Source organism: Polaribacter sp. 20A6 (genome assembly GCF_011378915.1).
Lineage (GTDB): Bacteria > Bacteroidota > Bacteroidia > Flavobacteriales > Flavobacteriaceae > Polaribacter > Polaribacter sejongensis.
In genome coordinates this window covers 495,629-522,602 of the sequence record NZ_WTPZ01000003.1, presented here as the reverse complement: position 1 = coordinate 522,602, position 26,974 = coordinate 495,629, and the positions used below count along the sequence as shown (strand labels likewise).

The following is a 26,974-nucleotide window of genomic DNA, read 5'->3' as shown; positions in this document are numbered from 1 at the left end:
AAACAATAGAAAACTAAAATGATGTAACTTTAGATCATTACTTATTGAGTCTTTAATTAAAAAAGCTACTCAATTGTTAGTCGATAAACATTTGTTTCTCTTTTAATAAAACCTAGTTTTTGATATAATTCATTGCCAGCAATTCTATCTGGACTCGATGTTAAATTGATACTTTTAATACCTTTATTTGCTGTATATTCTATAGCAAATTGAGTCAACTTCTTTCCAACTCCTTTACCTCTTGCTGTATTATCAACAACTACATCTTCAATCCAAACTTTATTACCAGTAGGTATCTTATTAAAAACAAGTGTGAGTGTCCCTAATATATTATTATTTTCTTCGGCTATAAAAAGCATCGTATTATTAGAGCTAACAATATCTTCCAAATCTTTTTGGCTAGGCAAAATACAGCTAGTGCTAAGTTGTGGAATTAACTTTATAAATGCTTTTAAAATATGGTCATTTACCGTTTCTAACTTATAAATTTTCATCACAATAAAATTGAATTTTAATTTCTTATTTACAAAGCCTAAATTTAGATAAAAAAAATCGTTAATGTTAGCTATTCAGTTATCCTTTTATATTTTTACAAAAGACACTATTTCTACCCCTCTTTACTTATCTTCTAGAGATAAATAAGATAAATTATAAAAAAAGAGTTTCTGTAATTTGATCTGTAGGAATTCTCATCACTTTTTTAAATAAAAAAAGGTGATACTTTCTAATTAGAAAATATCACCTTTATGATACGAGTTATATATCTAACTCATAACTCTTGTAAGATGAAAGAATTTTTTATAATCTAAAGGAATCGTACTAATATCTAGCAAACACCCTTCTTTTAAATAAGGATAAATATCTTCGTAAGTTTTTACATTATATAAACCTACTCTTTTACTAATATGATCTCTAGTTAGCTCACTCGGTTCATTTAAACCTGCAGCCGCAACCAGTTCTAAAAAACTATGAATAGTAGCGTCGTGATATCTTTTTGCTCTTGGCGCTTTATCCTCTACAACCAATCCTTTAACTAAAGATTTATTTTGAGTTGCCACACCAACAGGACAAGTGTTAGAATTACACTGTAACGCTTGTATACAACCAATTGCAAGCATCATTGCACGCGCACTATTACAACCGTCTGCACCTAAAGAAATTGCTCTAGCCATGTGAAATCCTGATATAATTTTACCTGCTACAATTACTTTAATATCTTTTCTTAACCCAAAACCAACAAGGGTATCATGCACAAAAATTAAACCTTCACGCAATGGCATTCCCATTGAATTAGAGAATTCTACTGGCGCAGCACCAGTTCCTCCTTCTCCTCCATCTACTGTAATAAAATCTGGTTGTATTCCTGTAAAAATCATCGCTTCACAAAAATCCATAAATTCTTGTTTTCTTCCTAAACATAATTTAAAACCAATCGGTTTTCCTTCAGAAAGCTCTCTTAACCTTTTAATAAAATGCATAAATTCAATTGGGTTAGAGAAAGCAGAATGAGATGGTGGAGAATGCACCGCAATACCTGGTTTTACGTGTCTTATTTTTGCAATTTCTTCTGTATTTTTTGAAGCTGGTAAAATTCCACCATGACCAGGTTTAGCACCTTGCGATAGTTTAATTTCTATCATTTTAACCGATGGTTTAATGGCATTTTCTTTAAAAGTTGTTTCATTAAAAGTTCCGTCTTCATTTCTACAACCAAAATATCCAGTACCAACTTGCCAAATTAAATCTCCTCCATGCTCTAAATGGTATTGACTAATAGCTCCCTCACCAGTATTATGTGCAAAATTCCCCATTTTTGCACCTTTATTTAATGCTAAAACAGCATTTTTACTTAAAGAACCAAAACTCATTGCAGATATATTAAGTAAACTAGAAGAATAGGGTTGCTTACAGTCTTTACCACCAATTAATAACCTTGGAAATTCTTCAATTTCTTTTGGATTATTTTTCGCATACATAGAATGCTCTAACCATTCATAACCAGAATGGTATAAATCCATCTGAGTTCCAAAAGGTTCAGTATCATTTTCTCCCTTTGCTCTTCTATAAACTAAAGATCTTAAAATTCGGTTTAATGGTCTCCCCTCAGTATCTGTTTCTACAAAATACTGCATAATTTCTGGCCTTACAGATTCTAAAATATACCTAAACCTACCTAATAATGGAAAATTACGTCTAATAGTATGCTTTGTTTGAAAAACATCAAAAAGCCCTAAAATAATTAACGGACCAATCAATAAGAAAGACCAAACAATTGGAAACCAAAATTGAGCGATAACAATAACAGCTGCTGTAATAAGAATAGAAATGATTATAAAATATTCACGAACTTTCATAAGATAAATTGATTTTGTTGAAAAAGTTTACTTTGAGAAATAATTTTAATTGAATCTAATTTAACCACAAGATTAATTTGTAAATCTATGAATTATATTCCTCTAAAAAAAACAGTGAAAACCCAGCATAAACCTAGTTTTTATTAACCAAAAAATTAGAAGGAAGTAACACCTAATACATAAACAAGTATTTTTTTCTATTGATACCGCTAATAAAAGTAACCTTTCTTAGAATGACAAAATTTAAAAGTTCAGAAATTTAGATGCCATTTATTCCAATTCAAAAAAACAAATTTTAACAATACTTTACATTAATTCGGTTCGCTATTACACGAACCAAAACTATATTTATACTCTAATAAAAAGGAAAAGTTATGAAAACTAAATTAATAATAGTATTTACAATGATAGCAATGATAACTATAAGTTGTAATTCTGATAAGAAAAAAAACAAGGATACTTTAACAAACTCTATTACAGAAAAACATTGGCAACTTAAAACTCTAGAAGGACAAGACGTTGCCAAAGCAGACAACCTAGAGCATGAAATTTTTATCACTTTAAATACAGATACAAACAGCGTTACGGGTTTTACAGGTTGTAATACAATTTCTGGAGAATTTATTTTAAAAGAAGGTAATAGAATTGAATTTAAAAAAATGCTAACAACTTTAAAGATGTGTCCAGATACAGCTGTTAATGAATCTGAATTATTAAAAATATTTGAAATAGCAGACAACTACACAATTAAGGATAACATTCTATCATTAAACGTTGGTAGAAGAGCTCCTTTAGCTGTTTTTGAAGCTATTGAATAAAATAAATCATAATATTACTTTATTCAAAAAACAGCACTGTGTTGCTTCTTTTATTTTAAAGTATAGAAAGAATATAGAACTGTTGAACAAATTTCAAAAAATTGATAATATGGTAGATTTTTGGTTGATTTCCTCCATATGATTTTCGTTCAACAGTTATATTATTAAGAAACATAAAAGAGACTATTTAATATTGGAATTTTCCATTATTAATAAGTCTCTTTTTTCTTTTTAGAACTGTAACCTTTTTATAAAAATCTTTGCTAATTTTGCTTTACTGCACATCCAGTAAATAACACTTATAATTACAAGTATTTTAAATTATTAAAGCACAAAAAAAAGAATATGATTACTATTCAAACCGTAAAAACAGAAGACTTAAAAGAGGTGTTAGCACTTGAGCAACTTGTTTTTAATGCAGGTAGTTACCCTGCTTTTGTAATACGTCAATTGTTTGACATTTCTAACAGTTTATTTATAGTAGCCAAAGAAAATAATAAAATTTTAGGCTTTGCAGTAGGTGCATTAAACACGAATAACCAAAAAGCTTGGGTTCTATCATTAGGTGTACATCCAGAAGCTAGAGGTAAACAAATAGGAAAGAAACTAACGAACAAGGTGGTCAACCTTTTAAAGGATGAAAATTGTTTAGAAATATGCTTAACAGTTCATCCTGATAATGCTTCAGCAATTAATATTTATAAAGAGCTAGGTTTTAAAGGCGAAACAATTATAGAAGACTATTTTCTAGAGAATGAAAAAAGAATTATTATGACTCTAAAAAATAGCTAAACCCACAAATTGGATTAAAAAATGATTTAATGTCTATCTATTACAATTAGAAAGATGCAACAGAAATTATTATCAAAACACCTACTATATAGACTTATACAATGTGCTATTTATAAGAAATAGTTATTAGAAAAAACTGCTTTACTACTTTAATATTATGAAAAATTTTGTAAATAATAAATGGTTTTTATTACTTGTAATTGCATTGACATGGGGAAGTTCCTTTATGTTGATAAAAAAATCATTGGTAGTTTTTACACCTTATGAAATTGGAGCAATACGAGTTGTTGGCTCTGGGTTACTATTAGGCGTTATTGGTATTCCTGCACTTTTTAAAATGTCGAAAAAGACAATTTTATGGGTAACAATTGCTGGTTTCTTCGGTAATTTTTTACCGATGTTTTTGTTTCCAATTGCCCAGACTAAAGTAAGTAGTTCTTTGGCCGGTATTTTAGATTCTTTGGTTCCTATTTTTGTGTTGGTTTTTGGCTTTTTGTTATTTGGAATTAAAAGTAAAAAAACACAAATGCTTGGTGCCGTAATTGGTTTTCTAGGAGCTGCAAGTATTATCTATTTTTCTGAAGCAAATGCAGAAGATTCTAACTTTTGGTATGTTATGTTGGTTGTACTTGCCGGTGCTTCTTATGGCGTAAATGCAGTGGTTATAAAAGAAAGAATCCCGAATTTAAATGCTATAAAATTAACTGCTACTGTCTATTCTATTTGGGCAATTCCATCTTTGGTCATTTTATACTTTACTGGTTTTGTTCAAAATTTTGAAATGAAACCAGAATTTACAGAACCTTTAAGTTATTTGGCTTTTTTAACCGTTTTTGGTACCGCAATTGCCATGTTATTATATTTTAAATTAATACAAGACACCTCTGCCGTTTTTGCAAGTACCGTAAGTTATTTGCTGCCAATTGTTGCGGTGATTTGGGGCATTTTAGATGGAGAAAAATTTACTTTTTGGTATGTTTTTGGTGGCGCACTAATTTTAATCGGAATTTACTTAATTAGAGAGAAAAAGAAAGATCCAAAATTAGTTCCTCGTGGGTAAATTTTAAAATCTTTAAGCTGTTTCTACAATCAATAATACAGATCTACCTATTAAGTTAATCAATGCTATTATTAGGGAAAACCTTATAAAAATTGTACCTTTATCACTTCTGGAAAAACAACCTTAATTCCATAGAATAAACAGTTACCTACTGCTTAAATTCAATCTAAAAGGATTCTGAGTTATTTCCAATGCTACAAAAACGTAGCTATTTACTAAATTATAAATTAATAATTCCTTGTACTGTTTCTTGAAACATGTACAAATTAAAAATGTATACATATTATGGATATGAGTAAAAAACGCGTCGCAATTATTGGTGCAGGACCAAGTGGTTTAGCACAATTAAGAGCTTTTGAAGCTGCTAAAAAACAAGGTTTAGAAGTTCCGGAAGTTGTTTGTTTTGAAAAACAAAGTAATTGGGGTGGTATGTGGAATTTTTCATGGAGAACAGGTGTTGGTAAATATGGAGAACCTGCGCATGGAAGTATGTACAAATATTTATGGTCTAACGGCCCAAAAGAGTGTTTAGAGTTTTCTGATTATTCTTTTGATGAGCATTTTAAGAAACCTATTTCATCTTACCCACCAAGACCTGTTTTGTTTGATTACATACAAGGTAGAATCAAAAAAAACAATGTTAGAGATTACATTCGTTTTAATACAACCGTACGTTGGATAAACTATAATGAAGACACTAAAAAGTTTAAAATTGTTTTAGATAATTTAAAGATTGATAAAACATATTCAGAAGAATTTGATTACCTCGTAGTTGCATCTGGGCATTTCTCCACTCCAAATATGCCTTATTTTGCAGGCATAGAAGAATTTACAGGACAAGTTATGCATGCTCATGATTTTAGAGGAGCAGATCCATATAAAGACCAAAACTTATTAATTATTGGTAGTAGTTATTCTGCTGAAGATATTGGTGTACAATGCCATAAACATGGTGCAAAATCGGTAACTTTAAGTTACAGAAGCAAACCTATTGGTGTAAATTGGCCTGAAGGAATTACAGAAGTACCATTGTTAAAATACTTTAAAGGAGATACAGCATTTTTTAAAGACGGTACCTCTCAAAAATTTGATGCCGTTATTATGTGTACCGGCTATCAACATAAATTTCCGTTTTTACCAGATGAATTACGTTTAAAAACAAAAAACAACTTATACCCAGACCACTTATACAAAGGTATTTTCTTTAATGACACTCCTAATTTAATTTATTTAGGAATGCAAGATCAATACTACACCTTTAATATGTTTGATGCACAAGCTTGGGTTGCAAGAGATTTTATAATGGACCGCTATAAAATACCAACTAAAGCAGAAAGACGATTAGATATTAATAAATGGTTAGTAGAAAATGAAAGGTTAAAGTCTAGCCATGATCATGTAGATTTTCAAACTGCCTATATTAAAGAATTATTAGCATTGTCTGATTACCCAGGTTTTGATGTAGATAAAGTTGCAGAAATGTTTAAAGAATGGTTAAAAGATAAAGATGAAAATATTTTAACCTATCGTGATAAAACTTTTAAAAGTGTAGTAACAGGTACTATGGCAGAAACGCATCATACGGAATGGATGGATGAATTAGATGATAGTAAAGAACGTTACCTATTTGAAGACCAAAAAGAAAAAGCTTTAGAAGAAAAAGAGCCCGTTTAGATTTTTTTATAGTGATAAAAAAACACCTCACATATTTCTAATCTGTGAGGTGTTTTTTTTTAAAATATTACTTTAAATTTTCTTGATAAAGTAAATAAGATTAGAAGCAAAAATCAATTTAACAACATCTATTTTAAAGGTTCAATAGCTCCTTAAAATTTATAATGAAAACCATTTTTTAACCAACTCTTTTTCAATAGGAGGAACAGTCTTGTGTAAAAAATCATTTTTTAGATTATCATACTTATAATCTTTAGACCATTCTTCAATATTTTCTGACAGTTCTTTTAAAGAATTACAAATAAAGCTTAACTCTTCTGATGTAATTGTTGGGTGAATTGACAAGCGAATCCAACCTGGTTTATCCGTACTGCAGCCAAGTAAAATTTCATCTTTTATTCTATTAGATGTTGCTTGATCTACATTTAATAAAAAATGTCCGTAAGTTCCTGCACAAGAACAACCTCCTCTAGTTTGAATTCCGAATCTATCATTTAATATTTTTACAACCATATTAAAGTGATGTTTTTCAAAATAAAAAGAAAAAATACTTAGTCGGTCTTTATGGTTTGGTGCTAATATTTTTACTCCCGAAAGGCTTTCTAAAGTTTCAAATACTACTGCATTAATTTCATCTTCCCTTTTCTTAATGTTTACAACGCCCATTTTGTCTTTCAACTGAATAGAAAGCGCAATTTTTATAGCCTGCATAAAACCTGGTGTTCCACCATCTTCTCTTGTTTCTACATCCACAAAATAATCATGCTGCCCCCAAGGATTTGTATAACTTACTGTACCTCCACCTGGGTTATCTGGCACCACGTTTTTATACAATTTTTTATTAAAAACTAAAACTCCAGAAGTTCCTGGACCTCCTAAAAACTTATGAGGAGAAAAGAAAATCGCATCTAACTGTTCATCTTCATTTTCTGGGTGCATATTTATATCTACATAAGGAGCACAACAAGCAAAATCGACAAAACAGAGTCCGTTGTATTTATGTATTAATTTTGCAACTTCATGATATGCCGTTTTAATTCCTGTAACATTAGAACAGGATGTTATAGAAGCAATCTTTATTTTTCTGTGTTCGTATTTCTTAATACACTCTTCAAATTTCTTTACACATAACAGACCTTCATCATCACAAGGAACTACCTCAACATCTGCAATTGTTTCTATCCATGATGTATGGTTAGAGTGATGCTCCATATGAGAAACAAAAACAATAGGTCTAATTTCATCTGGAATATGAGTATGCTCTTTTAAATTTTCTGAAACTTTTAATCCTAAAATTCTTTGAAATTTATTAACAACACCTGTCATTCCTGTACCAGAAGTAATTAAAACATCATTATCATTTGCATTAACATGACGCTTAATAATACTTCTAGCCTCATGATATGCTAAAGTCATAGCAGCACCAGAAGTTGATGTTTCTGTATGTGTATTTGCTATAAACGGTCCAAATTCATTTATTAACTTTTCTTCAATTGGACGGTATAGTCTTCCGCTTGCGGTCCAATCTGTATATATTAATTTTTGCTCCCCATACGGAGATTGAAAAGTCTGGTTAATACCAACGATATTTTTTTTAAACTGATTAAAATAATTTTCTAAATCAGATTTTACTATGTTGTTTTTATTTGCTGAAATCATAATTAAAATTATTTAAATTTTTTAATACCTTCTTTCATCCAGTTATAATAGTCATCGCTATTAGGAGTATATCCTACTGGCGCATTTAAATCTTCTTCATCATGATTCATTAAAACATAAAAAGGTTGCGTATTGGTCTTGTACTTAATGGTTTGCATTTCACTCCATTTCTGACCAATATACTTTAGTTTTTTACCAGGTCTTAATTTGCTTTCTACCACTTCGTCATCCGCTAACTTTCGTTTATCATCAACATATAAAGAAATTAGAATTACGTCATTTTTAAGCATTTTTAAAATATTTGGTTGCACCCAAACATTTTGCTCCATTTTTCTACAATTTACACAAGCATGTCCTGTAAAGTCCATCATTACTGGCTTCCCTACTTTTTTAGCATACGCCAAACCTTTATCATAATCGTTAAATGATAAAATATTATGTGGAGGCATTAAATGTGCTCCATCAGGAATTTCTGTCTGAGAGGCATCTCCAGAACCTAGTTTCATATAACCTACTCCGTAAGGAGATTCGCTATAATGCTGTGGTGGTGGAAAAGCGCTAATTAAATTTAAAGGTGCTCCCCATAAACCTGGTAACATATACAATGTAAAAGTTAATGAAAATAATCCCAAACCTAATCTACCAACAGAAATATGTTTTATCGGAGAATCGTGTGGTAATTGTATTTTTCCGAAAAGATATAAAGTTAACCCTCCAAAAACGGCAATCCAAATAGCAATAAACACTTCTCTTTCTAACCAGTGTAATTGAAGTACTAAATCTGCATTCGATAAGAATTTGAAAGCCAAAGCAAGTTCTAAGAACCCTAAAACTACTTTTACGGTATTTAACCAACCACCAGATTTTGGCAAAGAATTTAACCAACCAGGAAAAGCAGCAAATAATGCAAATGGTAAAGCAATTGCTAAAGAAAAACCTAACATGCCCACTATTGGACCTATTTGACTTCCACCAGCTGCAGCTTCTACTAATAAAGTACCAACAATAGGGCCTGTACAAGAAAAGGATACAATAGCCAATGCTAAAGCCATAAAAAAGATACCTATTAAACCACCTCTATCTGCTTGAGAATCTACTTTATTTGCCCAAGAATTTGGTAACATAATTTCGAAAGCTCCTAAAAAGGACGCTGCAAAAACCAATAATAAAACAAAGAAGATAACGTTAAACCACACATTTGTAGAAAGTGCATTTAATGCATCTGCTCCGAAAAGAAGACTGACTAAAACACCTAATAAAACGTAAATTACAATAATTGAAAGTCCGTAAATAATGGCATTTTTAATTCCTGCAGCCTTTGTTTTACTTTGTTTTGTAAAAAAGCTCACTGTCATTGGTATCATCGGGAATACACAAGGCGTTAACAATGCAGCAAAACCAGATATAAAGGCAATTAAAAAGATTGAAATTAAACCTCTTTGATTATTGTCTTCACTTGGTGTGTTTGTCGTGGTACTTTTTATAACACTTTCTTTTTCTGATGTTATACTTGCAGTTGAAATATCTTTTGTAACAGTTGTATTATTAAAATTAAATTCTAAATCTATATAAGTAGGCGGCAAACATCTGCTATCATCACAAACCATAAACTCTACTTCTCCTATTATTGCAGTAAGTTCTGTACTTGTAATTTTTACTTTTTGCTTAAAAGTTGCACTGTCTTCAAAAAACTTAATAACCATATTAAAAACAGGGTCATCTATCGTATGTCCCTCTTCTTCTACAACATTATCTATTAAAGAATAACCTTCATTTTCTTCAAAAGTAAATGAAGTAGGTATTGGTCCATCTTCTGGCACATTTTGTGAGTATAAATGCCAACCTCTATCTATACTTGCCTTTGCTACAAGATTGTATTCAGTTTCTGATACTTTTTCTACAGAAGTAGTCCATTTTACAGGTTCAAAAACTTGAGCGTATGATGTAAACCCAAGCGTTAATAATAAAATTAAAATTATTTTCTTCATCTGTTTCTATTTGGTATTTAGTATCAGTTTTATTTTTAAAACTTTTAAGTTAAAGGAGAATAATAAGGTCTTACTAATTACGTTTTAGATAAGTAGTGAGTACTTTTTTTTTAAAGCACCAATATTAATATTTCTAAGGAAGTCTACAAAGTATTATAGGTTAATTATATTATAATTTTCCTTATAAAACACTTCTAATAAATCCATATAAAAAAGATTAAAACTAGTCTGCTTCTTATATTCTTTTTAATAATTTGACTTCCTTTTTTTAAAACCTTTTTATGGTAAATTTACCTTGTGTTACTATTCTAATTTCTAGAAGTTAAACAGCTACTAAGATATCAACTTTATCTGAATTAGAATTAAATTGTATGCAAATCTTAGCTTAATAATACCACACATACACTTGGCTAAATTAAGAATAACAACAAGTTAAACTAAAAACACATACATCACTCTAATCAACTTTCTCTCCTAAACATTAAACTTACATTAATATAAACACCTTTAAAATTCGAGTCCGTTTTATGCTTAATCCATTTATATACGTAAATAAAACGTTCATTATTCAAAATTTTATAAATACAAAATGCATTGATACAATTAAACTATCTTTGCATAAAAAATAATCAATGCAGTTTTCTGAATTACCTTTACATAAATCCATCTTAAAAGCAGTTGCTGAAGAGCGATTTCACAGACCAACACAAGTACAAGAAAAAGCAATTCCTTTAGTTTTAGCTAAAAAAAACGTAATTGTTTCTGCACAAACAGGTACTGGAAAAACTGCTGCTTTTGCTTTGCCAATAATTCAGCTTTTATTAGATAAAGAAGTAGAAGAGGATAAAAAAGCTAAAAAGAAGATAAAATCATTAATTATAACACCAACTCGTGAGTTAGCAATACAAATTTTAGAAAATTTTGTGAGCTACAGTAAATACACCGATTTAAAAACTACCGCTGTTTTTGGTGGTGTATCTTTAGAACCTCAAAAAGAAATATTAGGTGAAGGTGTAGATGTTTTGGTTGCAACTCCTGGTAGATTAATTGATTTACAATTACAAGGAAACATCGATTTAAGTGCTATTGAAATTTTTGTATTAGATGAAGCAGATTTAATGTTAGACATGGGCTTTATTGCCGATGTTAAAAAAATAGAAGCATTATGTCCTAAGCAAAAACAAACATTACTTTTCTCTGCGACAATTCCAGAAAAAATAGATGAATTGGCTAAAAGGATTTTAAAAAGTCCTATTAAGATTGAAATAAATCCAGAAGAAACTACGGCAAAAAACATTGGTCAGTTATTGTATTATCTTCCAAAGAAAAACAAAACCGATTTATGCTTGCATTTGCTAAGAAACACCATAAACGGGAAAATAATTATTTTTAGACGTACCAAGTTTGGTGTAGATAAATTAGAGGAATCGCTACTTAAAAATGGCTATAAAGTTACAAGTATTCATGGTGATAAAACCCAAGCAATACGTAACAAAGCTATTGAAGATTTTAAAGATAAAAAAGCAAATATTTTAATTGCGACAGATGTTGCAGCACGTGGAATTGACATTACAAATGTAGATGCCATTATTAATTTTGATATTCCTAACATACCAGAAACGTATATTCATAGAATTGGTAGAACAGGTAGAGCTGGTAAATCTGGAATTGCTTTTTCTTTCTGTTCTCCAGATGAAAATGCTTATATTAAATTAATTGAAACGTTAATTGAAAAAACAATTAAAGTTATTGCAGAACATCCTTATCCTATTGCACCACCAAAACACAGAAAAAAACAGCCAAATACGGAAAGTAAACATAATAAAGGAAGAAAGTCTGAAGCTTCTAAGAAGAATAAAAAACGTTGGTATTAAACTTAGCTCACCTTTTAAAATTATAGCATAAAAAAACCCCAAGTGAAAACTTGGGATTTTTTGTAAATAGAGGAAAAAGTTCAATTAATCTCTAAATCATTTCTCTTATAATACTTTTATTGAACAACCAATTGCTCTAGTGTTTCTTTTTGTAGGCTTTTTTCCAGACAATAAAGCATCTACAACATTTTCTACATATTTTTCAGTTACAGCATCCTCATCTCTAGAACTATTATCTATTGCTCCAATATATTCAACTTTCATACTTGGTTTGCTAACCACAAATACATGCGGTGTTTTAGTTGCTCCAAATTTTGGATATACTTTTTGTTCTTCATCTAATAAATAAGGAAACGTGAATCCTTTCTCTTCTGCCCTAACCTTCATATCTTCTAAACTATCTCCTTTAGAAGCCTTCGGATCATTCGGATTGATAGCAATTACAGGGTAACCTAATTTTTTATATTTTAAATCTAAAGCGATTATTCTATCTTCATTAGCTACAGAATACGGACACGTATTACACGTAAAAATGATAACAAAACCCTTTGCTTCAGAATAATCTGATAGAGAAACCATTTTATCATCAATATTCTTTAACGTGAAATCTTCTATAGTGTTACCTACTTGGTAACCATCTGCCATTTTTATTGTAAAGGCACTTGCCACAAGAACTACAAATAGGACTAAAATCGATTTTGTAAATTTCATATTGTTACTTTGTAAGTTTATAAAATAGTTTTCAATTCAGACTCTAGTTCTTCATAATCGAAAGATTTCTCGTAAAACGTTCTTCCTTTTGCATTGTAAATTAATGTAGCTGGTATGGCTCCAGACCAAGTAGAATCTATGGCTTTAATCCAAACATCTTCATTAATATCATTTAATAAAACAACTTTAGACTGTAAATTATGTTTATTGATAAAAGGAATCAATCTTTTATCTACTTGTTTCGGAAAGTCTAAACTCACCAAAATGACTTCTACATTTTTAGCTGCGTATTCTTTGTTTAATTTTTCAAATGCCGGTAATTCTTTTACACAAGGAGCACACCAAGTTGCCCAAAAATTAACAACGTATGTTTTACCATCATTTTTTTCTAACAAAGGTTTCAATTCATTGTATGTATAAGACTTTACTGAAGTTACTTTTTGTGATTCTTCTTTTACTTCTCCTTTTTTACAGGAAAATAAAAGGGACAAAAATAGCAAAGAATAAAAACCGTTTTTAAACATTTTATAAAATTACAAAGAAGATATCTCACTAAAAAACAATTAACTAATCCTTAACAAAAAAGCCTCATAAAACTAAGTTTATGAGGCTCTAATACTAATCTATTTTTCTGTTAGAAAATTTCGTTTAAAATTTTAGCCAAACGAATTCCTCCTTTTTGTAATTGAGTTCTTACAGTTCCTAAATGATTATAAGAATATCTGTATTTTAAATTCTCACCAACTTTTACAGATTTATAAACTTCTTTTGTAACCTCATGAACTTCATCTACCCAATCTACAACAGTTCCTTTTTCAATTGCTTTAATTTCTGCTTTTGATAAATCTTTGGCGTTTTCAGCCAATTCAATATAACTCATGTTGTATTCTTCTATTATTTTAGAATCCCAAACCGAGTGTAAATTTGTCCCCTTACCAAACCACTGAAGCTGTATAGTATTACCACCTTTGTCTTCTCTTTGTCCAACATGCATTGGTTGGTGTAAATCTCCAACTAAATGTACCAACATTTTTAAATAGAAAACTTTATCTTCTTCAGAACTATTGTCATCCTTTAAAACCTCTATACATTTATAGATACCAGTAACCATATCTCCTGCCGGATTTTTTTCTGCATCTGCATACTTTTCATCTAAGCCCATATTTACATAATGCCAAGAATAAAATTCGTTGTATTTTTTATCAGATTTTATCTCATCACCAAAGGTGGATACAAATGCCAAACTTTGTCCTTTTAACAATTTATCAATTTTTCTTTTGGCTTTGTTTGTTAAATGATTTTCGGCAATTTTCCCCGTAGTTCTATGTCCTGTTGGTCCCCAAAAAACAGTTTCTTCTGCTGAAAAATTTGAGAATAAAAATATCGATAGTATAAAAAGTACTTTAATCTTCATTTTGTGTTTTTAAAATTATGTTTCAACAAATTTATAAAATTATTCTTCACCAAATTTGTAAATCTTAAAAATAATACTATATCTTTACGATATCATTTTAATATCATTATAAAACAACTCATATGAAAGCAGAAAAAATTATTAAACCAGCAAACGGTTATTTAATGTTATTAATCGTACTACTATTATTTATTGGCGGAATTGTATTATCTGCAATGGAAGAAACAATTGTATATATGATTGTTAGTCTAATTGGCTTTATTGGTTTCTTCGGATTTATTCTTGTAAACCCAAATACTTCTAAAGTAATTTTACTGTTTGGTAAATATGTTGGTACTATTAAAGCGAATGGATTGTATTGGGCAAATCCTCTTTATAAGAAAAAAACAATTTCTTTAAGAGCTAGTAATTTCGATTCTGAACGTTTAAAAGTAAACGACAAATTAGGAAATCCAATTATGATTTCTACCATTTTGGTTTGGAGAGTTACAGATACGTATAAAGCTGCTTTTGATGTTGATAATTACGAAAACTTTGTACGTGTGCAAACAGATGCGGCCGTAAGAAAATTGGCAAGTATGTATCCGTACGATAATTTTGCAGATGAAGGTCATGACGAAGATATTACCTTACGTTCTAGTGTTAATGAAGTTTCTGAAGCTTTAGAAAAAGAAATTGACGAACGTTTAACAATTGCAGGTATTGAAGTTTTAGAAGCAAGAATTGGGTATTTAGCCTATGCTAATGAAATTGCTTCTGCCATGTTAAAAAGACAACAAGCAACTGCTATTGTAGCTGCAAGACATAAAATTGTACAAGGTGCTGTGGAAATGGTAGAAATGGCTTTAAACGAATTAAGTAGAAAACAAATTGTTGAGTTAGATGATGAACGAAAAGCTGCAATGGTAGGTAATTTATTGGTTATTTTATGTGGAGATAAAGAAGCGTCTCCTGTTGTAAATGCAGGAACTTTGAGTCATTAAAACACCGTAGATCTAAATAGAATCTCAAAAAAATAACATATGAAAGAGTACAAGTTTTTAAAACAAAAAATAAGTTGGTCTAACAGCCAGAAAAATTTTGAAGACGAAATAAATGACCACGCTAAACAAGGTTGGCGCGTAATTAATGTTTATGCAAATACCAATGGTGGCGTTTATGCCGTTTTAGAAAAAGATAAAAATCGTTAAAATGAAAATTTTTAAAGAAGAACAACACTTTAGACAAACGTGGTTAGTGGTAGTATTAATTATTGCCTCCATTGTACCTGTTACAATGATGATAAAAAAATACTTAAAAGAAGATACAACGTTATCTACTCAAGAGTTTTTAATTACAATTGGGGTTATTATAGTATCAATTTCATTATTTTTTTTCTTTAAATTAACCACTAGAATTGATGAAAAAGGAATCCATTACCAGTTTTTTCCTTTACATTTTAAAGTGAAAACAATTCCTTGGAATACCATTTCTAGAGCATATGTTAGAACGTATTATCCTATAAGCGAATTTGGTGGTTGGGGATTAAGAGGTGGCTTCTTTTTTAATAAAGGAAAAGAAAAAGCAGTAAATGTTTCTGGTGATATTGGCATTCAACTTATATTAAAAAACGGTAAGAAATTATTAATTGGTACTCAAAAAAAAGAAGAAGCTAAAAGAGTTTTAGAAACTTATAATTCAAAAATTAACTAATATGATTCGTTTTATTACTTATTTCATAATCATAACTTTAGGAACCTTAACTTCTTCTGCACAGTTAAAAACTGAAGAAATTTTAATAAAAAATGGAGAGATAGAGCTTCCAGGAACCTTAACTTTTATGGAAGAAAAAACGCCTTTAATAATTTGGATTCATGGTTCTGGACCTATAGACAGAAACGGAAATCAGCCTGCACAAAACGTAAAAGCAAACTATATTAAACAGTTTAGGGATTCTATCAATAAAGAAAATATTGCATTTTTTAGTTATGATAAAAGAACGGCTAACAAGAATAACAGCAAGTTACTAGCACATACAAAAATTACAGATTTCGTACTGGATGCAGAAAAAGTAATTACACATTTTAAAAATGAAAACCGTTTTTCTAAAATTATTTTAGTTGGCCATAGTCAAGGTTCATTAATTGCAATGATGGCTTCTAAAGAGGTCGATAAATATATTTCTATTGCTGGTACAGGAGAACAAATTGATGAAACAATTATAAAACAAATCACAAAAAACAACGCTCCACTAGGTGTTGCAGCCAGAAAACAATTTGATACTTTAAGAGTAAAAGGTAAAATTGAAACTGTACACCCGTTTTTAATGAGCATATTTGGCAAACCAAATCAGGCTTTTTTATACGATTGGATGCAATTGAATCCTAAAACTGAAATTAAGAAACTACATATTCCTATTTTAATTATTAATGGTGATAAAGATATTCAGGTAAGCATAGAAGATGCTAAAATGTTGCATGCTGCAAATACAGATTCAAAATTGGTAATTATAGAAAACATGAATCATGTTTTAAAGGACATTCAAAAAGAAGAAGACAATATAAAATCTTACTATTCTTCGGAATACCAAATCTCAGATAAACTAATAAAAACCATTAGTTTATTTATAAAAAAATAACATGGCAAAGAAAAAAGCATTCGCGTTGCGAGTAAATGAAGACATGATAAAGGCTATTGAAAAATGGGCTGCAGATGAATTTCGTTCTACAAACGGACAGATAGAATGGATGCTTATGCAAGCACTTAAGGAAGCTAAAAGAGAACCTAAGAAAAAAGAAGAGTAAATTAATATCTTTTAAATGCTAAGGACAAACTGGTGTAATAATATCAACTACTCTATTTTATAGTCTACTTATTTTAAAAAAAACATCAAATTCCATAATAATAAATTTCAATTTTTATATTCACCACATAATTTGTGATAAGATATCTCTTTTAGTTTCTCTATTATTTCTTTATCGATTGGAAATACATAATCATCTTGAAACCAAACAATTCTTAATGAAGAAAAATCTTTACCAGCATCTTTTAAGTTTTTATTTGACCGAACTGTAATTCTGCAGGTAACTTTAGGTATTGAATAATTATCTTCTGAAAGATATGAGATATGAGTCTGCTGAGGTTCTATAACATAAATTTCATTAAAGCGTTTGTCTTTGCCTTCTCTATAAATAATCTCAGCATTATAACTTTGATTCGGAAAGCCTTCCAACAAATTACTATAAGTTAAATTTTGATCAATACTACTTATACAAACCTCTAAATCACCATCCACAATTATTTTATCACTCATCTTTTTGAAATTCAATTTTTAATAAGAATATTTATTACACACCAAACTATAAGGTATCTCCTTGATTTTTTTAAGAATCTTATTTTCTATAGGCAATGCAAAATCATCTTGAAACCAAATAATAGTAAGACTAGAAAAATCACAATTATCTATTACCCCATCAAACTTCACATAAGCTCTACAAATAACAGCAGGTAACCTACGTTTGTATATTTTAAAAAACGGTATCTTTATTCTAGGTGGTTCTAATAAATAAGTGCCCTTCCCTCCACCAGATCTATTTTTTTCTAAATTTAGAATATTCGCATTTATTAGCTTATTTGGTTTTTCTGACTTTAACCCACTATATGTTTTTTCTTGATCTAAACTATAAATAAGCACCTCTTTATCTCCTTCAACTATTAGTCTTTTGTTTTTAACTTTAAATATTTCTGTATAAAAATCCATTTTTTAAGTTATTATTTAGCTTTTTGACACCTATATTATTAGTTGTTAATTACTTTGAATTTAAAACTAATAATCTCCCTTACTTACAATACAATCTCAGAAACTACCGCTTAGACACACCATACCACAACTATATATTAGTTTGATATAACCATGAAAATAAAACAAGTTTTGAAACAGAAACATTCTTACCGAAAGCGAATTGCATAGCTTCCCAAATATAAGAAATTAAGGTAACGCTTTAAAAAGAAGTTCATTTGAATTAGAGTATTACCAAATCGATTTAAATTAATCGTCTAATATTACAAAAATAGATAAATTGATTTCCCCAAAAATTAAAACAACATAAACATTAAAAATCAACGCTCAATTTTAATTGAGCGTTTAGTATTTTGTATATTGCCTACTTGATAAAAATCAATTAAAATCTAATTTTTTTGATCTAATTAATTTATGAATAATAAAATACTAATTATCTGTTTAATACTTTACTGTTTTCAAGTAAATGCACAATCTTCCGCTGAAAGCAAATTAGGTACTTGGTATATGTACAATGGTTCTTATAAACTTTCTAAAAACATCAAACTTACCACCAATGCCCATTTTAGGTATTATGAACTAGCATCAGAATATCAACAAGAAATTTATAGGTTGGGAGTCAATTATGCTTTTAATAATAAAATGAACGTTACAGCTGGTAGTGTATATTCCATAACTGACACTTCTTACAAAAAAGATGCTGCAGATTTATATGAATATCGTTTTTATCAAGATTTAAACTATAAAGATAATTGGAATAAAATTAGAGTAAAACATCGTGTACGATTAGCACAAAGATTTAAAAGAAAAAACGCAACAAATGAGGTTGCCCACAGAATACGATATGGCTTATTTTTAAACTATCCAATTTCTAAAAATTGGGAAACTTACACTTTTAGCGAGCTTTTTATAAAATTTGCAACCAAAGCTTATAGTCAAAATAGAACGGGTGCAGGTATTCTTAAAAAAATCGATGATAATCTAAAACTAAAATTAGGTTACTTTTACACAAAATTTTCAAATAGTGATCTTCATAGGTTACAAGTAGGAATAATTTTAAAAACAGACTTTACAAAAAAAACAATTTAAATATGACAACACCCACTTTTACAAATGACGCAATCGTTTTTGGAATCTTAATGTTATCACTCGGTTTCGTTTTCTATACGGAAAATATAAAAAGTGGTTTCTGGCATAAATTTTACAAGATTGTACCAGGTTTATTTATGGCATATTTCATTCCTGCTATTTTTACTACTGCCGGCATCATATCCCCAGAATGGGAAACATTAAGCACGGCAGGAGAAGTTGTAAAAGGAAAATCGCAATTGTATTATATTTCTAGTCGATTTTTATTGCCTGCTGCCTTAGTTTTAATGACACTAAGTATCGATTTAAAAGCTATTTTCAACCTAGGTTCTAAAGCATTAATTATGTTTTTTACGGGAACTGTAGGTATTATTATTGGAGGACCAATAGCTATTTTATTAATTTCAATTTTCTCTCCAGAAACGGTTGGTGGCTCTGACTTTGATGCTGTTTGGCGTGGTCTATCTACACTTGCAGGAAGTTGGATTGGTGGTGGTGCAAACCAAACAGCCATGTTAGAAATTTACAAATACAACCCTGCAAAATATGGAGGAATGGTGTTTGTAGATATTGTAGTTGCTAATGTTTGGATGGCTATTCTATTAATAGGAATTGGTAAAAAAGATAAAATAGACAAATGGTTGGGTGCAGATACTTCTGCCATTGAAGATTTAAAAGATAAAGTTTCTTTATTTGCTAAGAAAGTAAAAAGGAATCCTTCTGTAACAGACTTTATGATAATTCTTGCTATTGCTTTTGGTACTGTTGGTTTTGGTCATTTTACTGCAGCATATTTAAGTTCTTTTTTTAGTGATTTAGTTGCAGGTATAGAGTCTGAAACATGGAGAAACATCTTTACTTTCTTAGGTTCTAGTTTCTTTTGGTTGATTAGCATTTCTACCGTTATTGCAGTAATCTTATCTTTTACAAAAGCAAAAAATTACGAAGGAGCAGGTGCAAGTAAAATTGGAAGTGTATTTATTTACATTTTGGTTGCTACCATTGGGATGAAAATGGATTTAGCAATGATTTTTGACAATGTAGGATTAATTGCTATTGGTCTTGTTTGGATGTCTATTCATGCTGGTTTATTAGTATTAGTAGCTAAATTAATAAAAGCACCTTATTTCTTTTTAGCACTTGGTAGTCAAGCAAATGTTGGTGGTGCAGCTTCTGCCCCAATTGTGGCACAAGCTTTTCACCCTTCTTTAGCAACAGTTGGTGTTTTATTGGCTGTTTTTGGATATGCAATAGGAACAATAGGTGCTATTTTGTGTACCATTTTAATGGAATTATCCGCAACACTTTAAATAAAAATGAGCATATTTGCAGACGAAAATTTTAGATTTATGAAGAAAATTATTACGCTTTTAGTCCTTTCAATTTTAATTACAGCTTGTTCTTCTAAAAAAGAAGGAAATATGACTGTTCAAGGGCAAATTAAAGGTCTTAAAAAAGGGACTTTATACCTTCAAAAAATGAAAGATACATTGTTAGTATCTGTAGACTCTGTTAAATTATTAGGGAGTGATAAATTTACTTTAACCGATAATGTAGAATCTCCTGTACTGTACTATTTAACGTTTGACGGAAATACAAGTAATAAAAGAATTTTATTTTTTGGTGAAAAAGGAATTATTACCATTAATGATAACGTAGAAAATTTTGGATATACTCCAGAAATAATGGGTTCTAAAAATCAAGAGATTTTAGAAAAATTTAATAAAGTTAAAAGTAAGTTTCAAGAGCAGCGATTAGAATTCATCAAGAAAGACTTTGATGCTAAAAAAGCAAACGACCAAGAATTAATTACTCAACTAGAGAAAGACTATCAAAATCTAGTAAAAAGAAGAGTTTTATATACTACCAATTTTGCGCTTACAAATGCAGATTTAGAAGTAGCTCCTTACATTGGTTTAACAGAAATGTATGATGCTAGTTTAAAAATGTTAGATACGGTGAATAATTCTTTATCAGATAATGTAAAAAACTCAGATTACGGAAAACGTTTTCAAGAATACTTAAATTCTATCAAAGAAAAATAGAGAAAATATTTTTCTCCTATAAACAATAAAAACGAGCAATTTGCTCGTTTTTTTGTTTTAATAAAGGCAAGAACACTAATTAAATTATTGTAGAAAAATTCCAGATCTGTTTTAACTATAAAATAATTACATTTTAAGACACTATTATAAACAGCTGAAACATCTATATTTAATCTCTTATTAAAGGCAACGTAGAACATCTAAGCAACCCTTCTTGTTTTGCTATTTCTGAATATGCTACTTCCTCTACGATAAAACCATTTTCTCTAAGCCAAGTGTTTAATCTTGTAAAGTTTTTTTCAGAAATAATAACTTCTTCAGAAATTGAAAAAACATTACTATTCATACTATACATTTCATCTTTAGTTATCTCAAAAATGTTTTCCTTTCCAAAGAAATTTACCAACCATTCATATTCTCTTTCAACTAAAAAACCGTTTTTATGAAGAATAGCCTTGTCTTTTCCTATTGGTTGAAAACAGCAGTCTAAATGCAACGCATTATCTTTAGCGTTCGTATTCGATTTTCTTAACTCAAAAGATTTTACTATTTTTTCAGGAAATAATTCTTGAAGCGCAATTATAGCATCCATATTTGTACGTGCTGTAATATAATCGGCATAATCACTTCCAGAATAGGTACCAACAAAAATATATTCATTCCACGGCATTACATCACCACCTTCTACATGACATTCTTTGGGTAAAACAACCACTTTAGAAGGATCTATTTGTGAGATAACTTTATCTATCGCTTTATATTCTTTTTCTCTGTCTGGTAGAATATTAGCTTCTATAAAAGTGTCTTCTATTACAAAAGCAATATCTCTAGCAAATATTTGATTGTAATTTTCAATTATATCTGGTCTAAATACTTCTACATCATACTTTTTTAAAACTTCCGCAACAGCTTCCATCTCTAAGTTCATTGCAGATTCTTTAGGATATGTACCCGCTAAAACGTGTTCTATACTCTTAGGATCATAACAGTCTTCAACTTTTGGTACTCCTCCATTACTTTTGGCAGTACCTAAAATTACAGCTCTTAATCTAGCTGTTTCGTTTTTTATATTTAGTTCTAACATAGATAATATGGATAAAAAAAAGCTCCATAAAATTATGAAGCTTTGATTTTGTAAATGTAATAAAATTTATCTTTTTTCTAAACCTACAAAAGGTCTTAAATTTTCTCCTGTATAAATTTGACGTGGTCTACCTATTGGTTCTTTTTTAAGACGCATTTCTTTCCATTGAGCAATCCAACCTGGTAAACGTCCTAAAGCAAACATTACCGTAAACATTTCTGTTGGAATTCCCATAGCTCTGTAAATAATACCTGAATAAAAATCTACATTCGGGTATAATTTTCTTTCTACAAAATAAGGATCATTTAAAGCTTCTTGCTCTAAACTTCTTGCGATATCTAAAATAGGATCTTCAACTCCTAAATCATTTAAAACATCATCTGCTGCAGCTTTAATAATTTTAGCTCTAGGATCGAAGTTTTTATAAACTCTATGTCCAAATCCCATTAAACGGAAAGGATCATTTTTATCTTTTGCTTTGGCCATGTACTTTTTAGTATCACCACCATCAGCTCTAATTCCTTCTAACATTTCTAATACCGCCTGGTTTGCTCCACCATGTAATGGCCCCCAAAGTGCAGAAATTCCTGCAGAAAGAGAAGCAAATAAACCAGCGTGAGAAGAACCTACAATTCTTACTGTAGAAGTAGAACAGTTTTGTTCATGATCTGCATGTAAAATCAATAATTTATCTAATGCATCTTTAACAATTGGGTTTATTACAAAATCTTCATTAGGTTGTTTAAACATCATAAACATAAGATTCTCTACATATCCTAAAGATTTTTGTCCATAATTTAAGTGCATTCCTTTTTGCTTACGCATAGTCCAAGCTACTAGAACTGGAAATTTAGCCATAATACGTACAATAGCATTATACATATCTTCACTAGACTCAATGTTTACAGAAGATGGGTTAAATGCCGTTAATGCGCTTGTTAAAGAAGACAAAACTCCCATTGGGTGAGCTGTCTTTGGAAAAGCTTCTAAAATCTTTCTAACATCATCATCAACTAAAGAATGGTCTCTAATATCATTATGAAATTTATCTAATTCCGTTTTTGTAGGTAAGTTACCAAATATTAAAGCATAAGAAACTTCTAAAAAGTCTGCTTTTTCAGCTAACTCTTCAATTGAATAACCTCTATAACGTAAAATTCCTTTTTCTCCATCTAAAAAAGTAATAGCACTTTCACAAGAGCCTGTATTCTTATAACCAGGATCTATAGTTATAACTCCATTAGTTGCACCTCTTAAGGTTTTTATATCTATGGCTAATTCATTCTCTGTTCCTTTTACGATCGGAAACTCATAAGATTTATCCCCAATTTGTAATTTAGCTGTATCTGACATTTAATGATGATTTTTAAGTATTGTTAAGTTTGACGAAGATACCAAATTTTAGAGCATTTTAAAAGGAGCTATTGATAGTTTTTAGATATTTTAAAATAAAGGTAATTTATATAAGAATTAAACAAAAAAAACCTCATAATTTCTTATGAGGTTGTAATATCTATAAAAAAATAATTCTTATAAGTTAAAAGCTTTTTCTCCTGGGAAATAAGCCGTTGCTCCTAATTCTTCTTCAATACGTAATAATTGGTTGTATTTTGCCATTCTATCAGAACGAGAAGCAGAACCAGTTTTAATTTGTCCACAGTTTAATGCTACTGCTAAATCTGCAATAGTATTATCTTCTGTTTCACCAGATCTATGAGACATTACTGAAGTATAACCTGCATTTTTAGCCATATTTACAGCTGCAATAGTTTCAGTTAAACTACCAATTTGGTTTACTTTAATTAAAATTGAGTTTGCAATACCGTTTTCAATTCCTTTAGCCAAACGCTCTACATTTGTTACAAATAAATCATCACCAACTAATTGAACTTTATCCCCAATTAATTCAGTAAGGTATTTTGTACCATCCCAGTCATTTTCATCCATTCCATCTTCAATAGAAATAATAGGATATTTACCAGCTAGTTCAGCTAAATAATCTGCTTGTTCTTTACTAGTTCTAATTTTACCAGTTTCACCTTCAAACTTAGTATAGTCGTATTTTCCATTCACATAAAACTCTGCAGCAGCACAGTCTAAAGCAATTTTAATTTCTTCACCAAAAACATACCCAGCATTTTTAACTGCTAAAGCAATAGTTTCTAAAGCATCTTCAGTACCACCTGCTAAGTTAGGAGCAAATCCTCCTTCATCACCAACAGCAGTAGATAAACCTCTATCGTGTAAAACTTTCTTTAAGTTATGGAAAATTTCAGAACCCATTTTTAAAGCTTCAGTAAAAGTTTTCGCTTTAACTGGCATAATCATAAATTCTTGAAATGCAATCGGAGCATCTGAATGAGAACCACCATTAATGATATTCATCATTGGTAATGGTAAAGTATTAGCAGAAACACCACCTACATATCTATATAAAGGCATACCTAACTCATTAGCAGCAGCTTTAGCGGCAGCTAAAGAAACTCCTAAAATAGCATTTGCTCCTAATTTAGATTTATTTGGTGTACCGTCTAAATCAATCATTAATTGATCTATTGCATTTTGTTCAAATACAGAAGTACCTAATAATTCTGCTGCAATAATGTTATTTACATTAGATACTGCTTTTAAAACACCTTTACCCATGTAATCTTTACCACCATCACGTAATTCTACAGCCTCATGTTCTCCTGTAGAAGCTCCAGATGGAACTGCTGCTCTACCTAAAATTCCGTTTTCTGTAGTTACATCTACTTCTACTGTTGGATTACCTCTTGAATCAAAAATTTGACGTGCGTGAACGCTAATTATTATACTCATTTTATTTATTATTTAATTAATTTATGTCTTTTATTTATACTGCTAATTTACAAAAAACCACTCATAAATGAGTGGTTTTAAATAGTTACTTACGAAAACGTTTTCAGATGAAATAAATTAACAGATGTTAACTTATCACTGCTTTAGCCTTCGTAATATTTTCTATAAATTGATCGAATAAATACTCAGAATCGTGTGGTCCTGGGCTTGCTTCTGGATGATATTGTACAGAAAAAACATTCTTTTCTTTCATACGAATTCCGGCAACAGTATGATCATTCAAATGAACATGTGTAATTTCTACATTGTCATTAGCTTCTGTTTCTTCTCTATTGATGGCAAAACCATGATTTTGTGAAGTAATTTCTCCTTTCCCTGTCAATAGGTTTTTTACAGGATGATTAATCCCTCTATGACCATTGTGCATTTTATAAGTAGAAATTCCGTTAGCCAAAGCAATTACTTGATGCCCTAAACAGATACCAAATAAAGGTAAATTTCTTTTGATGATTTCTTTAGCAACTTCTTGTGCTTCAATTAATGGTTCTGGATCACCAGGTCCATTAGAAATAAAATAACCATCAGGATTAAAAGCTGATAAATCTTCAAATGTAGCATTGTAAGAAAACACTTTTATGTAAGCTCCTCTTTTTGCTAAATTTCTTAAAATATTCTTTTTAATTCCAATATCTAAAGCAGATATTTTAATTTCAGCATTCTCATCACCTACAAAATAAGGTTCTTTTGTAGATACTTTAGAAGCCAACTCTAAACCTTCCATACTAGGGACTGCAGCTAGTTGCTTTTTTAAATCTTCAATATTATCTACATCTGTAGAAATAATAGCATTCATAGCCCCATTATCTCTAATATACGCCACTAAAGCTCTAGTATCAACATCAGAAATAGCTACAAGATTGTGTTTAGTAAACCAATCTTTTAAATTACCATTAGAGTCAACTCTAGAATGCGTAAAACTAAAATTTCTACAAATTAAACCTGAAATTTTTATTCCATCAGATTCAACTTCGTTGTCATTTACCCCATAATTACCAATATGTGCATTTGTTGCAACCATTAATTGACCAAAATAAGAGGGGTCTGTAAAAATTTCTTGATACCCAGTCATACCTGTATTAAAACAGATTTCTCCAGTAGACGTTCCTTCTATTCCTACGGATTTACCATAAAAAATTGTTCCATCTGCTAATAAAACAAGCGCTTTTTTTCGTGTTTGATATTTCATTGATAGTTGTTGTGTTTCTTAATGCAAAAATATAAAAAAAAGGGATAAACGTAAACGCTTATCCCTTTTATATAATTTAAAAAATTTTCATTTTTTATTCTTCAGATTTTTCTTCTGTTGCTGTTCCTTCTACTTGTGGAGCGTCTGCTTTTTTGCTTCTTCCTCTACGTGTAGTTTTCTTAGCTTTTTTACCATTAGGATTGTAAATTTCGTTGTAATCAACTAATTCAACCATTGCCATAGGAGCATTATCCCCTTGACGATTTCCTAATTTAATAATACGAAGATAACCTCCTGGTCTATCTGCTACTTTTACAGAAATTTCTTTAAATAATTCTGTAACTGCATATTTATCACGTAAGTGAGAAAATACAATACGTCTGTTGTGAGTAGTATCACTTTTAGACTTTGTTATTAATGGTTCTGCAAAAACTCTTAATGCTTTTGCTTTAGCCACTGTAGTGTTAATACGTTTATGTTCTATTAAAGAACATGTCATATTAGCTAACATTGCCTTTCTGTGTGAAGTAGTTCTTCCTAAATGATTATGCTTTTTTCCGTGTCTCAT

General features: G+C 30.0%; 27 protein-coding genes. 13 read left to right on the top strand and 14 right to left on the bottom strand.

Annotated features, from left to right (window positions below; genetic code table 11):
• Positions 1-65: 65 nt before the first annotated feature.
• Both GQS57_RS09635 and GQS57_RS09630 read right to left on the bottom strand, forming a co-directional pair.
• Entirely contained in the window at positions 66-494 is a 429-nt protein-coding gene (locus GQS57_RS09635) for a GNAT family N-acetyltransferase (protein WP_165732634.1), read from the bottom strand.
• Between the two features lie 270 nt (positions 495-764).
• A complete protein-coding gene (locus GQS57_RS09630) occupies positions 765-2,354 on the bottom strand; it encodes an FMN-binding glutamate synthase family protein (RefSeq protein ID WP_165732633.1) in 1,590 nt (529 codons plus the stop codon).
• Positions 2,355-2,728: 374 nt separating this feature from the next.
• Here GQS57_RS09630 and GQS57_RS09625 point away from each other — a divergent pair, with 374 nt between their 5' ends.
• The 4 genes from GQS57_RS09625 to GQS57_RS09610 all read left to right on the top strand — a co-directional run bounded on the left by GQS57_RS09625 (position 2,729) and on the right by GQS57_RS09610 (position 6,698).
• Entirely contained in the window at positions 2,729-3,172 is a 444-nt protein-coding gene (locus tag GQS57_RS09625; RefSeq protein WP_165732632.1) for an META domain-containing protein, read from the top strand.
• Between the two features lie 345 nt (positions 3,173-3,517).
• Positions 3,518-3,964, top strand: a complete 447-nt coding sequence (locus tag GQS57_RS09620) for a GNAT family N-acetyltransferase (protein WP_165732631.1) — start codon at positions 3,518-3,520, stop codon at positions 3,962-3,964.
• A gap of 157 nt (positions 3,965-4,121) precedes the next feature.
• Positions 4,122-5,024 (top strand): DMT family transporter, encoded by a 903-nt coding sequence (locus GQS57_RS09615; RefSeq protein WP_165732630.1) that lies wholly within the window; start codon positions 4,122-4,124, stop codon positions 5,022-5,024.
• A 291-nt stretch (positions 5,025-5,315) separates the two neighbouring features.
• The gene (locus GQS57_RS09610; protein ID WP_165732629.1) at positions 5,316-6,698 is read left to right on the top strand and encodes an NAD(P)/FAD-dependent oxidoreductase; all 1,383 of its coding nucleotides are present in this window, start codon (positions 5,316-5,318) and stop codon (positions 6,696-6,698) included.
• Between the two features lie 159 nt (positions 6,699-6,857).
• Here the strand turns inward: GQS57_RS09610 and GQS57_RS09605 are convergent, their stop codons facing one another.
• The gene (locus GQS57_RS09605) at positions 6,858-8,357 is read right to left on the bottom strand and encodes an aminotransferase class V-fold PLP-dependent enzyme (RefSeq protein ID WP_165732628.1); all 1,500 of its coding nucleotides are present in this window, start codon (positions 8,355-8,357) and stop codon (positions 6,858-6,860) included.
• Positions 8,358-8,365: 8 nt separating this feature from the next.
• Positions 8,366-10,345 carry a cytochrome c biogenesis protein CcdA gene (locus GQS57_RS09600; RefSeq protein WP_165732627.1) on the bottom strand — a complete coding sequence of 660 codons (1,980 nt, stop codon included), beginning with the start codon at positions 10,343-10,345 and terminating at the stop codon, positions 8,366-8,368.
• Positions 10,346-10,977: 632 nt separating this feature from the next.
• On the opposite strand from GQS57_RS09600, the gene GQS57_RS09595 reads away from it, so the two are divergent.
• Positions 10,978-12,219 carry a DEAD/DEAH box helicase gene (locus GQS57_RS09595; protein WP_165732626.1) on the top strand — a complete coding sequence of 414 codons (1,242 nt, stop codon included), beginning with the start codon at positions 10,978-10,980 and terminating at the stop codon, positions 12,217-12,219.
• A gap of 105 nt (positions 12,220-12,324) precedes the next feature.
• Here GQS57_RS09595 and GQS57_RS09590 read toward each other — a convergent pair whose 3' ends face one another.
• The 3 genes from GQS57_RS09590 to GQS57_RS09580 form a co-directional block, all read right to left on the bottom strand.
• Positions 12,325-12,930 carry a thioredoxin family protein gene (locus tag GQS57_RS09590; RefSeq protein WP_165732625.1) on the bottom strand — a complete coding sequence of 202 codons (606 nt, stop codon included), beginning with the start codon at positions 12,928-12,930 and terminating at the stop codon, positions 12,325-12,327.
• Positions 12,931-12,947: 17 nt separating this feature from the next.
• On the bottom strand, positions 12,948-13,454 hold the full coding sequence (locus tag GQS57_RS09585; protein ID WP_165732624.1) for a TlpA disulfide reductase family protein: 507 nt from the start codon (positions 13,452-13,454) through the stop codon (positions 12,948-12,950).
• Between the two features lie 110 nt (positions 13,455-13,564).
• The gene (locus GQS57_RS09580; protein ID WP_165732623.1) at positions 13,565-14,344 is read right to left on the bottom strand and encodes a S1/P1 nuclease; all 780 of its coding nucleotides are present in this window, start codon (positions 14,342-14,344) and stop codon (positions 13,565-13,567) included.
• 122 nt (positions 14,345-14,466) lie between these two features.
• Between GQS57_RS09580 and GQS57_RS09575 the strand changes: the two genes are divergently transcribed.
• From GQS57_RS09575 to GQS57_RS09555, 5 genes are read left to right on the top strand one after another with little or no spacing between them, the layout of a single operon-like run.
• Positions 14,467-15,327 carry an SPFH domain-containing protein gene (locus GQS57_RS09575; protein WP_165732622.1) on the top strand — a complete coding sequence of 287 codons (861 nt, stop codon included), beginning with the start codon at positions 14,467-14,469 and terminating at the stop codon, positions 15,325-15,327.
• Between the two features lie 39 nt (positions 15,328-15,366).
• Positions 15,367-15,534: a DUF4177 domain-containing protein gene (locus GQS57_RS09570; protein WP_165732621.1), complete on the top strand. Its 168-nt coding sequence runs from the start codon at positions 15,367-15,369 to the stop codon at positions 15,532-15,534.
• A 1-nt stretch (position 15,535) separates the two neighbouring features.
• Positions 15,536-16,036 (top strand): hypothetical protein, encoded by a 501-nt coding sequence (locus tag GQS57_RS18860; protein WP_205860247.1) that lies wholly within the window; start codon positions 15,536-15,538, stop codon positions 16,034-16,036.
• 1 nt (position 16,037) lies between these two features.
• Positions 16,038-16,961: a S9 family peptidase gene (locus GQS57_RS09560; RefSeq protein WP_165732620.1), complete on the top strand. Its 924-nt coding sequence runs from the start codon at positions 16,038-16,040 to the stop codon at positions 16,959-16,961.
• A gap of 1 nt (position 16,962) precedes the next feature.
• Positions 16,963-17,127, top strand: a complete 165-nt coding sequence (locus GQS57_RS09555; RefSeq protein ID WP_068364181.1) for an Arc family DNA binding domain-containing protein — start codon at positions 16,963-16,965, stop codon at positions 17,125-17,127.
• A 107-nt stretch (positions 17,128-17,234) separates the two neighbouring features.
• Here the strand turns inward: GQS57_RS09555 and GQS57_RS09550 are convergent, their stop codons facing one another.
• Positions 17,235-17,636 carry a hypothetical protein gene (locus GQS57_RS09550; protein ID WP_165732619.1) on the bottom strand — a complete coding sequence of 134 codons (402 nt, stop codon included), beginning with the start codon at positions 17,634-17,636 and terminating at the stop codon, positions 17,235-17,237.
• 18 nt (positions 17,637-17,654) lie between these two features.
• The gene (locus tag GQS57_RS09545; protein WP_165732618.1) at positions 17,655-18,083 is read right to left on the bottom strand and encodes a hypothetical protein; all 429 of its coding nucleotides are present in this window, start codon (positions 18,081-18,083) and stop codon (positions 17,655-17,657) included.
• 453 nt (positions 18,084-18,536) lie between these two features.
• On the opposite strand from GQS57_RS09545, the gene GQS57_RS09540 reads away from it, so the two are divergent.
• From GQS57_RS09540 to GQS57_RS09530, 3 genes are read left to right on the top strand one after another with little or no spacing between them, the layout of a single operon-like run.
• Positions 18,537-19,211 (top strand): DUF2490 domain-containing protein, encoded by a 675-nt coding sequence (locus GQS57_RS09540; protein ID WP_165732617.1) that lies wholly within the window; start codon positions 18,537-18,539, stop codon positions 19,209-19,211.
• A gap of 2 nt (positions 19,212-19,213) precedes the next feature.
• Positions 19,214-20,521, top strand: coding sequence for a DUF819 domain-containing protein (locus GQS57_RS09535; protein ID WP_165732616.1), 1,308 nt, complete (start codon positions 19,214-19,216; stop codon positions 20,519-20,521).
• Between the two features lie 39 nt (positions 20,522-20,560).
• Positions 20,561-21,256 carry a DUF4369 domain-containing protein gene (locus tag GQS57_RS09530; protein ID WP_165732615.1) on the top strand — a complete coding sequence of 232 codons (696 nt, stop codon included), beginning with the start codon at positions 20,561-20,563 and terminating at the stop codon, positions 21,254-21,256.
• Positions 21,257-21,425: 169 nt separating this feature from the next.
• On the opposite strand, the gene GQS57_RS09525 is transcribed toward GQS57_RS09530, so the two are convergent.
• The 5 genes from GQS57_RS09525 to rplQ all read right to left on the bottom strand — a co-directional run bounded on the left by GQS57_RS09525 (position 21,426) and on the right by rplQ (position 26,974).
• Positions 21,426-22,340 (bottom strand): dimethylarginine dimethylaminohydrolase family protein, encoded by a 915-nt coding sequence (locus GQS57_RS09525; RefSeq protein WP_165732614.1) that lies wholly within the window; start codon positions 22,338-22,340, stop codon positions 21,426-21,428.
• Positions 22,341-22,406: 66 nt separating this feature from the next.
• The gene (locus GQS57_RS09520; protein ID WP_165732613.1) at positions 22,407-23,693 is read right to left on the bottom strand and encodes a citrate synthase; all 1,287 of its coding nucleotides are present in this window, start codon (positions 23,691-23,693) and stop codon (positions 22,407-22,409) included.
• Between the two features lie 177 nt (positions 23,694-23,870).
• Positions 23,871-25,160: a phosphopyruvate hydratase gene (eno, locus tag GQS57_RS09515; RefSeq protein WP_165732612.1), complete on the bottom strand. Its 1,290-nt coding sequence runs from the start codon at positions 25,158-25,160 to the stop codon at positions 23,871-23,873.
• Between the two features lie 127 nt (positions 25,161-25,287).
• Positions 25,288-26,406, bottom strand: coding sequence for a glutamine-hydrolyzing carbamoyl-phosphate synthase small subunit (gene carA / locus GQS57_RS09510; protein ID WP_165732611.1), 1,119 nt, complete (start codon positions 26,404-26,406; stop codon positions 25,288-25,290).
• A 94-nt stretch (positions 26,407-26,500) separates the two neighbouring features.
• Positions 26,501-26,974 (bottom strand): 50S ribosomal protein L17, encoded by a 474-nt coding sequence (gene rplQ, locus GQS57_RS09505; RefSeq protein ID WP_165732610.1) that lies wholly within the window; start codon positions 26,972-26,974, stop codon positions 26,501-26,503.